This window comes from Mycobacterium canetti CIPT 140010059 (assembly GCF_000253375.1).
GTDB classification, from domain to species: domain Bacteria; phylum Actinomycetota; class Actinomycetes; order Mycobacteriales; family Mycobacteriaceae; genus Mycobacterium; species Mycobacterium tuberculosis.
On sequence record NC_015848.1, the window covers coordinates 1,100,528 to 1,112,527 of the forward strand.

A 12,000-nucleotide genomic window follows, 5' to 3' on the forward strand; every position below is an offset into this window, starting at 1 on the left:
GCACCACAGTCAGGGGCCATGCGATTCCTCCCTTGGGATCGGCGACGCTACCAACCAACCGGTAGGTTAGCACTGCCCTGTTTCGCGACGGAGATCGCTTCCTGAGTCGAAGCGGCCCGGTCTGCGCCGTCCATTGGAGTAGAGTCCGTTTCGCTACGGGACGCCGGGTGCTTTGCCGGCCCCGGGAGGTCAGCGCCATGTCCTTCGTGGTCACAGCACCGCCGGTGCTCGCGTCGGCGGCGTCGGATCTGGGCGGTATCGCGTCCATGATCAGCGAGGCCAACGCGATGGCAGCGGTCCGAACGACGGCGTTGGCGCCCGCCGCCGCCGACGAGGTTTCGGCGGCGATCGCGGCGCTGTTTTCCAGCTACGCGCGGGACTATCAAACGCTGAGCGTCCAGGTGACGGCCTTCCACGTGCAGTTCGTGCAGACATTGACCAATGCGGGGCAGCTGTATGCGGTCGTCGACGTCGGCAATGGCGTGCTGTTGAAGACCGAGCAGCAGGTGCTGGGTGTGATCAATGCGCCCACCCAGACGTTGTTGGGTCGTCCGCTGATCGGCGATGGCACCCACGGGGCGCCGGGGACCGGGCAGAACGGTGGGGCGGGCGGAATCTTGTGGGGCAACGGCGGTAACGGCGGGTCCGGGGCTCCCGGACAGCCGGGCGGCCGGGGCGGTGATGCCGGCCTGTTCGGCCACGGCGGTCATGGCGGTGTCGGGGGGCCGGGCATCGCCGGTGCCGCTGGCACCGCGGGCCTGCCCGGGGGCAACGGCGCCAACGGCGGAAGCGGCGGCATCGGCGGCGCCGGCGGCGCCGGCGGCAACGGCGGGCTGCTATTCGGCAACGGTGGTGCCGGCGGCCAGGGTGGCTCCGGCGGACTTGGGGGCTCCGGCGGGGCGGGCGGCGCGGGCAGGGCTGCTGGTCCCGCCGGCGGCACCGGCGGCATCGGGGGCATCGGCGGCATCGGCGGCGCGGGCGGGGTCGGCGGCCACGGCTCGGCGTTGTTCGGCCACGCGGGAATCAACGGCGATGGCGGTACCGGCGGCATGGGTGGCCAGGGCGGTGCTGGCGGCAACGGCTGGGCCGCTGAGGGCATCACGGTCGGCATTGGTGAGCAAGGCGGCCAGGGCGGCGACGGGGGAGCCGGCGGCGCCGGCGGGATCGGTGGTTCGGCGGGTGGGATCGGCGGCAGCCAGGGTGCGGGTGGGCACGGCGGCGACGGCGGCCAGGGCGGCGCCGGCGGTAGTGGCGGCGTTGGCGGCGGCGGCGCAGGCGCCGGGGGCGACGGCGGCGCGGGCGGCATCGGCGGCACTGGCGGTAACGGCAGCATCGGCGGGGCCGCCGGCAATGGCGGCAACGGCGGCCGCGGCGGCGCCGGTGGCATGGCCACCGCGGGAAGTGATGGCGGCAATGGCGGCGGCGGCGGCAACGGCGGCGTCGGCGGTACCGGCGGCATCGGCGGCGACGGCGGCGTGACCACCGTCAGCGGCAGCGGTGGCAGGGGCGGTGACGGCGGTGACGGCGGCCAGGGCACCGATGGCGGCGCGGGCATCAGCGGCCCCGGCGGCCTCGGTGGCCGCGGCGGCGACGGCGGCAACGGTGGTGCCGGTGGCAGCCCCGGCCTGGGCTCCAGCAAGGAAGCCGCCGCCGCTGCCGGCGTCGTCTTCGGCAGTGGCGGTCACGGGGGTGCTGGCGGCAATGGCGGTGATGGCGGCGCCGGCGACCACGGCCCGGCCGGCGACAACCCCGGCTTTGCCGGCGGTAACGGCGGTGCCGGCGGCCACGGCGGTCAAGGTGGTGCGGCTAGCCCACCCAACCTCAACGAGGACTGGCACGGGTTGTTCGGTTCCAACGGCGACGGTGGTGCTGGTGGCGATGGCGGCGCCGGCGGCGGCGGCGGCAACGGCGGCGCCGGTGTTGGCAGCGCCGGAGGGGCCGGCGGCACCGGCGGTGACGGCGGGGCGGCCGGGGCGGGCGGCGCGCCGGGCAACGGCTACTTCCAACAGCCCGCGCCCCAAGGGCTGCCCATCGGAACCGGCGGGACCGGCGGCGAAGGCGGTGCCGGCGGCGCCGGTGGAGACGGCGGGCAGGGCGACATCGGCTTCGATGGCGGCCGGGGTGGCGACGGCGGCCCGGGCGGTGGCGGCGGCGCCGGCGGTGACGGCAGCGGCACCTTCAATGCCCAAGCCAACAACGGCGGCGACGGTGGTGCCGGCGGTGTTGGGGGAGCCGGCGGCACCGGCGGCACGGGTGGGGTCGGGGCCGACGGGGGTCGCGGGGGGGACTCGGGCCGCGGCGGCGACGGCGGCAACGCCGGCCACGGCGGCGCCGCCGAATTCTCCGGTCGCGGCGTCTACGGCGGTGAAGGTGGCAGCGGCGGCGCCGGCGGCAACGCCGGTGGCGCCGGCACCGGTGGCACCGCGGGCTCCGGCGGTGCCGGAGGTTTCGGCGGCAACGGTGCCGATGGCGGCAATGGCGGCAACGGTGGCAATGGCGGCTTCGGCGGAATTAACGGCACGTTCGGCACCAACGGTGCCGGCGGCACCGGCGGGCTCGGCACCCTGCTCGGCGGCCACAACGGCAACATCGGCCTCAACGGGGCCACCGGCGGCATCGGCAGCACCACGTTGACCAACGCGACCGTACCGCTGCAGCTGGTGAATACCACCGAGCCGGTGGTATTCATCTCCTTAAACGGCGGCCAAATGGTGCCCGTGCTGCTCGACACCGGATCCACCGGTCTGGTCATGGACAGCCAATTCCTGACGCAGAACTTCGGCCCCGTCATCGGGACGGGCACCGCCGGTTACGCCGGCGGGCTGACCTACAACTACAACACCTACTCAACGACGGTGGATTTCGGCAATGGCCTTCTCACCCTGCCGACCAGCGTTAACGTCGTCACCTCGTCATCACCGGGAACCCTGGGCAACTTCTTGTCGAGATCCGGTGCGGTGGGCGTCTTGGGAATCGGGCCCAACAACGGGTTCCCGGGCACCAGCTCCATCGTCACCGCGATGCCCGGCCTGCTCAACAACGGTGTGCTCATCGACGAATCGGCGGGCATCCTGCAGTTCGGTCCCAACACATTAACCGGCGGTATCACGATTTCTGGAGCACCGATTTCCACCGTGGCTGTCCAGATCGACAACGGGCCGCTGCAACAAGCTCCGGTGATGTTCGACTCCGGCGGCATCAACGGAACCATCCCGTCAGCCCTCGCCAGCCTGCCGTCCGGGGGATTCGTGCCGGCGGGAACGACCATTTCGGTCTACACCAGCGACGGCCAGACGCTGTTGTACTCCTACACCACCACCGCGACAAACACCCCATTTGTCACCTCCGGCGGCGTGATGAACACCGGGCACGTCCCCTTCGCGCAGCAACCGATATACGTCTCCTACAGCCCCACCGCCATCGGGACGACCACCTTTAACTGACGGCCCCTCCCTGGCTCGTGATAGGGAAGGGGCGTCTGCAGCGGGCGTTCTCGATTGTCGCCGCGCTCATCTGCGCGCGGAAGCTCATACCAAAGAGGAAGGCCCACCATGGCTGTGCCCACGCGCAGAAAGTCGCGCGCGAACACCCGAAGCCGGCGCTCGCAGTGGAGGGCCCGGCCGGACGGGTGCGGGCCGAACACACCGGGCGGGCTGGTGTCAGCTGGTTACCGACACCGTGTCGCCGGCGAAGTTGGTGACATAGACCTCGCCGGTGACGGGGTTGACCGCCACCCCGAGCGGACTGGCGCCGACGGTGATGGGGGAGCCGGTGACGGTGTTGGTGGTCGGGTCGATCACCGACACCGTGCCGCTGTTGAAGTTGGTGACGTAGACGTTGCCGCCCGGGTTGACCGCCACCCCCAACGGAGTGATGCCGACGGTGATGGAGCCGGTGACGGTGTTGGTGGCCGGGTCGATCACCGACACCGTGTTGCTGCCCTGGTTGGTGACGTAGACGTTGCCGCCCGGGTTGACCGCCACCCCGTGCGGATCGTTGAAGCTGGCGTGGGTGACGGCGCCGGCGGCCCCACCGGCACCGCCGACCCCACCCGTACCGCCGATACCGCCGACCGGGCCGCCGCCGGCGCCGCCGGCGGTGCCGGCGCGGGCGAGGCTGACCGCGCCGCCAGCTCCGCCGGCTCCGCCGTTGCCGATCAACCCGGCCGCCCCGCCGGCCCCGCCGGCCTGCCCGGGTGCCCCCGACCCGCCGTTGCCGCCGTTGCCCCACAGCCACCCGCCGTTACCGCCGGCTTGCCCGGTCCCGTCGATCCCGTTCGCGCCGTCGCCGATCAATGGGCGCCCGGTCAGCGACTGAACGGGTGCGTTGATCGCATCGAGCACGTTCTGCAGCGGTGTTGCGCTGGCCGCTTCGGCGACCGCGTAGGTGCTGCTAGCTTGGCTTAAGGCCAGCACGAACCGTTGCTGATAGGCCGCGACCTGCGCGCTGATCGCTTGATAGTGCTGGCCGTGGCTGGCGAACAGCGCGGCGATCGCCGTTGACACCTCGTCGTGGGCGGCGGCCAACACCTGGGTGGTCGCCGCCGCCGCGGCGGTGTTGGCGGTGTTGATCGCCGAGCCGATCCGCGCCGCATCGGCCGCGGCTGTGGACACTAACTGTGGGGCCACGTTGACAAACGACATCGAAATCCTCCTGACCGCCACGATGTTGAGATGCGGGCGGCCCACCGCCTGTTACCCCTGCGGTGGGTAACCGTTTATCCGGACGATCCCTGCCGTTCCACGCCTGGGCGCAGGCACAAACCGCACCAACATTGGTGGAACGTGGTGCACACTGCACCTGGGGTTCTGCCCTCATCGTGTGGCAGCAGGCGAAACCCGCGCGGACGAGAACTCCTGCGTTAAGCAGCACAAATCGCTGCTCACGCTCACCGGTCAGCGCACTGAACCGGCCCCATGTCGACGACCGGTGAGGCGACCGCTCAACTCGTCGGCGTCAACTCGGCCATTGCCACCCTGGTCGCCGATTCCTGTCCCACAGCCCCACCACCATCGGGGCGACAACCGTGAACTGACGGTCACGCCCGGGCCCAACCCCGGCCCGGAATTGGGCCGGGCCGTCTTCAACCGGTATCCTCCACGTCATTGTCGACGCGATTGTCGCCGCGCCCACCTGCGTGCGGAAGCCCATACCAAAAGAGGAAGGCCCACCATGGCTGTGCCCAAGCGCAGAAAGTCGCGCTCGAATACCCGAAGCCGGCGCTCGCAGTGGAAGGCCGCCAAGACCGAGCTGGTCGGTGTGACCGTCGCCGGTCACGCCCACAAGGTGCCTCGGCGCCTGCTCAAGGCCGCCCGGCTCGGCCTCATCGATTTCGATAAGCGCTGACGCGCCGGCGGCCGACGATCATATGGCCGCCGAACACACCGAGCGCGCCGGCTCTCCGGTGATCACCGACACCGTGTCGTCGAGAGAGTTGGTGACGTAGACCACGCCGGTGACGGGGTTGACCGCGACCCCTGTCGGGTCGAGTCCGACGGGGATGGGGGAGCCGGTGACGGTGTTGGTGGCCGGGTCGATCACCGACACCGTGTTGCTGAACTGGTTGGTGAGGTAGATGTTGCCGCCTGGGTTGACCGCCACCCCATACGGACCGGTGCCGACGGGGATGGAGCCGGTGACGGTGTTGATGGCCGGGTTGATCACCGACACCGTGTCGCCGCCCCGGTTGGCGACGTAGACGTTGCCGCCCGGGTTGACCGCCACCCCGAGCGGACTGGCGCCGACGGCGAGGGGGGAGCCGGTGACGGTGTTGGTGGCCGGGTCGATCACCGACACCGTGTTGCTGCCCTGGTTGGTGACGTAGACGTTGCCGCCCGGGTTGACCGCCACCCCGTGCGGATCGTTGAAGCTGGCGTGGGTGACGGCGCCGGCGGCCCCACCGGCACCGCCGACCCCACCCGTACCGCCGATACCGCCGGCCGGGCCGCCGCCGGCGCCGCCGGCGGTGCCGGCGCGGGCGAGGCTGACCGCGCCGCCGGTGCCGCCGGTCCCGCCGTCCCCGCCGTGTCCACCCACACCGATTAACCCGCCGTGACCACCAACCCCGCCGGTGCCACCGTCACCGCCGGCCACACCGAAGGTTGTGCTGGCTCCGCCGGCCCCGCCGACACCACCGGCCCCGCCGTTGCCGAACAGCCATCCACCGGCGCCGCCGGCTCCGCCGTTCGCGCCGGCCTCAAAGGGTAGGCCCTGGCCGCCAGCTCCGCCGGCCCCACCGTTGCCGATCAACCCGGCCGCACCGCCGGCGCCGCCGGCCTGCCCGGGTGCCCCCGACCCGCCGTTGCCGCCGTTGCCCCACAGCCACCCGCCGTTACCGCCGGCTTGCCCGGTCCCGTCGATCCCGTTCGCGCCGTCGCCGATCAATGGGCGCCCGGTCAGCGACTGAACGGGTGCGTTGATCGCATCGAGCACGTTCTGCAGCGGTGTTGCGCTGGCCGCTTTTGGCGACCGCGTAGGTGCTGCTAGCTTGGCTTAAGGCCAGCACGAACCGTTGCTGGTAGGCCGCGACCTGCGCGCTGATCGCTTGATAGTGCTGGCCGTGGCTGGCGAACAGCGCCGCGATCGCCGTTGACACCTCGTCGTGGGCGGCGGCCAACACCTGGGTGGTCGCCGCCGCCGCGGTGTTGGCGGTGTTGATCGCCGAGCCGATCCGCGCCGCATCGGCCGCCGCTGTGGACACTAACTGTGGGGCCACGTTGACAAACGACATCGAAATCCTCCTGACCGCCACGATGTTGAGATGCGGGCGGCCCACCGCCTGTTACCCCTGCGGTGGGTAACCGTTTATTCGGACGATCCCTGCCGTTCCACGCCTGGGCGCAGGCGCAAACCGCACCAACATTTGGTGGAACGTGGTGCACACTGCACCTGGGGTTCTGCCCTCATCGTGTGGCAGCAGGCGAAACCCGCGCGGACGAGAACTCTTCCGCCAAGCAGCACAAATCGCCCTACTCTTGACCACCAAACAAAACCCGTCCATGGGGCCAATGTGGCTGATGTGGCTAAACCTCGTTGAACAAACCCGCATACCACGGCGCGCCTCTCAGGCCAGTCTCAGGCGCTGCGACGACACTGGTGTCCGTGCGAATTCTTGTCGTTGACGACGATCGTGCGGTGCGCGAGTCGCTGCGCCGGTCGCTTTCCTTCAATGGCTATTCGGTCGAACTGGCCCACGACGGGGTTGAGGCGCTCGACATGATTGCCAGCGATCGCCCCGACGCGTTGGTCCTGGATGTCATGATGCCGCGGCTGGACGGCCTCGAGGTGTGCCGTCAGCTCCGCAGCACCGGCGACGACCTGCCGATTCTGGTGCTGACCGCGCGCGACTCGGTGTCCGAGCGGGTGGCCGGGCTGGACGCCGGTGCCGACGACTACCTACCAAAGCCGTTCGCCCTCGAAGAGCTGCTGGCACGGATGCGGGCGCTGCTGCGCCGCACCAAGCCCGAGGATGCCGCCGAGTCGATGGCCATGAGGTTCTCCGACCTGACGCTGGACCCGGTAACCCGCGAAGTCAACCGTGGACAGCGCCGGATCAGCCTGACCCGCACCGAATTTGCATTGCTGGAGATGCTGATCGCCAATCCGCGGCGAGTGCTGACGCGCAGCCGTATCCTGGAAGAGGTATGGGGATTCGACTTTCCCACCTCGGGCAACGCGCTGGAAGTCTACGTCGGGTATCTACGCCGCAAGACCGAGGCCGACGGCGAGCCGCGGCTGATCCACACTGTGCGCGGAGTGGGTTACGTGCTACGTGAAACACCACCCTGATGTGGTGGTTCCGCCGCCGAGACCGGGCGCCGCTGCGCGCCACCAGCTCATTATCCCTGCGGTGGCGGGTCATGCTGCTGGCGATGTCCATGGTCGCGATGGTGGTTGTGCTGATGTCGTTCGCCGTCTATGCGGTGATCTCGGCCGCGCTCTACAGCGACATCGACAACCAACTGCAGAGCCGGGCGCAACTGCTCATCGCCAGTGGCTCGCTGGCAGCTGATCCGGGTAAGGCAATCGAGGGTACCGCCTATTCGGATGTCAACGCGATGCTGGTCAACCCCGGCCAGTCCATCTACACCGCTCAACAGCCGGGCCAGACGCTGCCGGTCGGTGCTGCCGAGAAGGCGGTGATCCGTGGCGAGTTGTTCATGTCGCGGCGCACCACCGCCGACCAACGGGTGCTTGCCATCCGTCTGACCAACGGTAGTTCGCTGCTGATCTCCAAAAGTCTCAAGCCCACCGAAGCAGTCATGAACAAGCTGCGTTGGGTGCTATTGATCGTGGGTGGGATCGGGGTGGCGGTCGCCGCGGTGGCCGGGGGGATGGTCACCCGGGCCGGGCTGAGGCCGGTGGGCCGCCTCACCGAAGCGGCCGAGCGGGTGGCGCGAACCGACGACCTGCGGCCCATCCCCGTCTTCGGCAGCGACGAATTGGCCAGGCTGACAGAGGCATTCAATTTAATGCTGCGGGCGCTGGCCGAGTCACGGGAACGGCAGGCAAGGCTGGTTACCGACGCCGGACATGAATTGCGTACCCCGCTAACGTCGCTGCGCACCAATGTCGAACTCTTGATGGCCTCGATGGCCCCGGGGGCTCCGCGGCTACCCAAGCAGGAGATGGTCGACCTGCGTGCCGATGTGCTGGCTCAAATCGAGGAATTGTCCACACTGGTAGGCGATTTGGTGGACCTGTCCCGAGGCGACGCCGGAGAAGTGGTGCACGAGCCGGTCGACATGGCTGACGTCGTCGACCGCAGCCTGGAGCGGGTCAGGCGGCGGCGCAACGATATCCATTTCGACGTCGAGGTGATTGGGTGGCAGGTTTATGGCGATACCGCTGGATTGTCGCGGATGGCGCTTAACCTGATGGACAACGCCGCGAAGTGGAGCCCGCCGGGCGGCCACGTGGGTGTCAGGCTGAGCCAGCTCGACGCGTCGCACGCTGAGCTGGTGGTTTCCGACCGCGGCCCGGGCATTCCCGTGCAGGAGCGCCGTCTGGTGTTTGAACGGTTTTACCGGTCGGCATCGGCACGGGCGTTGCCGGGTTCGGGCCTCGGGTTGGCGATCGTCAAACAGGTGGTGCTCAACCACGGCGGATTGCTGCGCATCGAAGACACCGACCCAGGCGGCCAGCCCCCTGGAACGTCGATTTACGTGCTGCTCCCCGGCCGTCGGATGCCGATTCCGCAGCTTCCCGGTGCGACGGCTGGCGCTCGGAGCACGGACATCGAGAACTCTCGGGGTTCGGCGAACGTTATCTCAGTGGAATCTCAGTCCACGCGCGCAACCTAGTTGTGCAGTTACTGTTGAAAGCCACACCCATGCCAGTCCACGCATGGCCAAGTTAGCCCGAGTAGTGGGCCTAGTACAGGAAGAGCAACCTAGCGACATGACGAATCACCCACGGTATTCGCCACCGCCGCAGCAGCCGGGAACCCCAGGTTATGCTCAGGGGCAGCAGCAAACGTACAGCCAGCAGTTCGACTGGCGTTACCCACCGTCCCCGCCCCCGCAGCCAACCCAGTACCGTCAACCCTACGAGGCGTTGGGTGGTACCCGGCCGGGTCTGATACCCGGCGTGATTCCGACCATGACGCCCCCTCCTGGGATGGTTCGCCAACGCCCTCGTGCAGGCATGTTGGCCATCGGCGCGGTGACGATAGCGGTGGTGTCCGCCGGCATCGGCGGCGCGGCCGCATCCCTGGTCGGGTTCAACCGGGCACCCGCCGGCCCCAGCGGCGGCCCAGTGGCTGCCAGCGCGGCGCCAAGCATCCCCGCAGCAAACATGCCGCCGGGGTCGGTCGAACAGGTGGCGGCCAAGGTGGTGCCCAGTGTCGTCATGTTGGAAACCGATTTGGGCCGCCAGTCGGAGGAGGGCTCCGGCATCATTCTGTCTGCCGAGGGGCTGATCTTGACCAACAACCACGTGATCGCGGCGGCCGCCAAACCTCCCCTGGGCAGTCCGCCGCCGAAAACGACGGTAACCTTCTCTGACGGGCGGACCGCACCCTTCACGGTGGTGGGGGCTGACCCCACCAGTGATATCGCCGTCGTCCGTGTTCAGGGCGTCTCCGGGCTCACCCCGATCTCCCTGGGTTCCTCCTCGGACCTGAGGGTCGGTCAGCCGGTGCTGGCGATCGGGTCGCCGCTCGGTTTGGAGGGCACCGTGACCACGGGGATCGTCAGCGCTCTCAACCGTCCAGTGTCGACGACCGGCGAGGCCGGCAACCAGAACACCGTGCTGGACGCCATTCAGACCGACGCCGCGATCAACCCCGGTAACTCCGGGGGCGCGCTGGTGAACATGAACGCTCAACTCGTCGGAGTCAACTCGGCCATTGCCACGTTGGGCGCGGACTCAGCCGATGCGCAGAGCGGTTCGATCGGTCTCGGTTTTGCGATTCCAGTCGACCAGGCCAAGCGCATCGCCGACGAGTTGATCAGCACCGGCAAGGCGTCACATGCCTCCCTGGGTGTGCAGGTGACCAATGACAAAGACACCCCGGGCGCCAAGATCGTCGAAGTAGTGGCCGGTGGTGCCGCCGCGAACGCTGGAGTGCCGAAGGGCGTCGTTGTCACCAAGGTCGACGACCGCCCGATCAACAGCGCGGACGCGTTGGTTGCCGCCGTGCGGTCCAAAGCGCCGGGCGCCACGGTGGCGCTAACCTTTCAGGATCCCTCGGGCGGTAGCCGCACAGTGCAAGTCACCCTCGGCAAGGCGGAGCAGTGATGAAGGTCGCCGCGCAGTGTTCAAAGCTCGGATATACGGTGGCACCCATGGAACAGCGTGCGGAGTTGGTGGTTGGCCGGGCACTTGTCGTCGTCGTTGACGATCGCACGGCGCACGGCGATGAAGACCACAGCGGGCCGCTTGTCACCGAGCTGCTCACCGAGGCCGGGTTTGTTGTCGACGGCGTGGTGGCGGTGTCGGCCGACGAGGTCGAGATCCGAAACGCGCTGAACACAGCGGTGATCGGCGGGGTGGACCTGGTGGTGTCGGTCGGCGGGACCGGGGTGACGCCTCGCGATGTCACCCCGGAAGCCACCCGCGACATTCTGGACCGCGAGATCCTCGGTATCGCCGAGGCCATCCGCGCGTCCGGGCTGTCCGCGGGAATCGTCGACGCCGGGTTGTCGCGCGGCCTGGCGGGTGTCTCCGGCAGCACGCTGGTGGTCAACCTCGCGGGTTCGCGTTATGCGGTGCGCGATGGAATGGCGACGCTGAATCCGCTAGCGGCACAGATCATCGGGCAGTTGTCGAGCTTGGAGATCTGAATCCGGATCGAGTGTCGGGCTATTGCGATTCTGTGCTCGCGCGAGGCCCGTCGGTTGGCGATGGTGTCCCACGGCCGCCGTGCCTCCCCGGCGAGTCCCCGCTCGTTTGCGCGAGCAGATCGCGGATTTCGGTGAGCAGGACGACTTGGGTGTCGCCCGGCTGCTCGACCTCCCCCTTCTTGCGTAGTGTGTTGTAGGGCAGCACGACTAGGAAGTACACCGCGAACGCGATCAGGAAAAAGTTGATCGCTGCCGACAACAAGACGTTCAAGTCAATGGTCTGACCACCGCCGATACCGATCCGCAAGATGCCGACGTCGGACTGTGCGTTGACGCCGATCCGGTTGATCAGCGGCGTAATGATGCTGTCGGTGAACTTGGTGACCAACGCCGTGAACGCTGTGCCGATTACCACCGCGACAGCCAGGTCGACGATATTACCCCGCGCGAGAAACTCCTTGAATCCTTTGAGCATGCGATGTCCTTTCTGCAGTCGGCGGCCGGCAGTCCGCGAGTGGAACACCTAGAAAAACTAGACCAGGTGGTGTCAATGGCCACGACGCTGGGATCGCCGTTGCCATGGGGAGCTGACGCTGCCGGGATCCGGTGCTGTTGTTTGTTGACGGGATGCCCTTGACTTCGCTGACCGTGGTGTGCGCGTAACCGGCCGGTCGGGAACGCGGCGACGGATGGCGCGGTGGCCAGGACAGTGATC

General features: G+C 68.7%; 9 protein-coding genes and 1 pseudogene. 6 read left to right on the top strand and 4 right to left on the bottom strand.

Annotation, left to right across the window (positions count from 1 at the left end; all coding sequences use genetic code 11):
- Nucleotides 1-197: 197 nt before the first annotated feature.
- The gene (locus tag MCAN_RS05135) at nt 198-3,443 is read left to right on the top strand and encodes a PecA family PE domain-processing aspartic protease (protein ID WP_014000539.1); all 3,246 of its coding nucleotides are present in this window, start codon (nt 198-200) and stop codon (nt 3,441-3,443) included.
- A 216-nt stretch (nt 3,444-3,659) separates the two neighbouring features.
- Here the strand turns inward: MCAN_RS05135 and MCAN_RS24070 are convergent, their stop codons facing one another.
- Together MCAN_RS24070 and MCAN_RS05145 are read right to left on the bottom strand one after the other, a co-directional pair.
- On the bottom strand, nt 3,660-4,643 hold the full coding sequence (locus tag MCAN_RS24070; RefSeq protein WP_014000540.1) for a PE domain-containing protein: 984 nt from the start codon (nt 4,641-4,643) through the stop codon (nt 3,660-3,662).
- Nucleotides 4,644-4,956: 313 nt separating this feature from the next.
- Nucleotides 4,957-5,151: a hypothetical protein gene (locus MCAN_RS05145; protein WP_003907536.1), complete on the bottom strand. Its 195-nt coding sequence runs from the start codon at nt 5,149-5,151 to the stop codon at nt 4,957-4,959.
- A 21-nt stretch (nt 5,152-5,172) separates the two neighbouring features.
- Between MCAN_RS05145 and rpmF the strand changes: the two genes are divergently transcribed.
- The gene (gene rpmF / locus MCAN_RS05150) at nt 5,173-5,346 is read left to right on the top strand and encodes a 50S ribosomal protein L32 (RefSeq protein ID WP_003405053.1); all 174 of its coding nucleotides are present in this window, start codon (nt 5,173-5,175) and stop codon (nt 5,344-5,346) included.
- 18 nt (nt 5,347-5,364) lie between these two features.
- Here the strand turns inward: rpmF and MCAN_RS24075 are convergent.
- A pseudogene (locus MCAN_RS24075) lies at nt 5,365-6,730 on the bottom strand (PE domain-containing protein).
- A gap of 371 nt (nt 6,731-7,101) precedes the next feature.
- Between MCAN_RS24075 and mprA the strand changes: the two are divergent.
- Genes mprA through MCAN_RS05175 form a run of 4 tightly spaced genes read left to right on the top strand, consistent with a single transcriptional unit; the run spans nt 7,102 to nt 11,285 of the window.
- Nucleotides 7,102-7,788, top strand: coding sequence for a two-component system response regulator MprA (gene mprA / locus MCAN_RS05160; RefSeq protein ID WP_014588181.1), 687 nt, complete (start codon nt 7,102-7,104; stop codon nt 7,786-7,788).
- The gene (mprB, locus tag MCAN_RS05165) at nt 7,788-9,302 is read left to right on the top strand and encodes a two-component system sensor histidine kinase MprB (RefSeq protein WP_003405123.1); all 1,515 of its coding nucleotides are present in this window, start codon (nt 7,788-7,790) and stop codon (nt 9,300-9,302) included. The genes mprA and mprB overlap by 1 nt, the downstream gene beginning before the upstream one ends.
- A gap of 43 nt (nt 9,303-9,345) precedes the next feature.
- A complete protein-coding gene (gene pepD / locus MCAN_RS05170) occupies nt 9,346-10,740 on the top strand; it encodes a serine protease PepD (RefSeq protein ID WP_003901059.1) in 1,395 nt (464 codons plus the stop codon).
- Nucleotides 10,740-11,285, top strand: a complete 546-nt coding sequence (locus MCAN_RS05175; RefSeq protein ID WP_003405127.1) for a MogA/MoaB family molybdenum cofactor biosynthesis protein — start codon at nt 10,740-10,742, stop codon at nt 11,283-11,285. Before pepD ends, MCAN_RS05175 begins: the two co-directional genes overlap by 1 nt.
- Nucleotides 11,286-11,304: 19 nt before the next feature.
- On the opposite strand, the gene mscL is transcribed toward MCAN_RS05175, so the two are convergent.
- Nucleotides 11,305-11,760, bottom strand: coding sequence for a large-conductance mechanosensitive channel protein MscL (gene mscL, locus MCAN_RS05180; RefSeq protein WP_014000541.1), 456 nt, complete (start codon nt 11,758-11,760; stop codon nt 11,305-11,307).
- Nucleotides 11,761-12,000 lie beyond the last annotated feature (240 nt).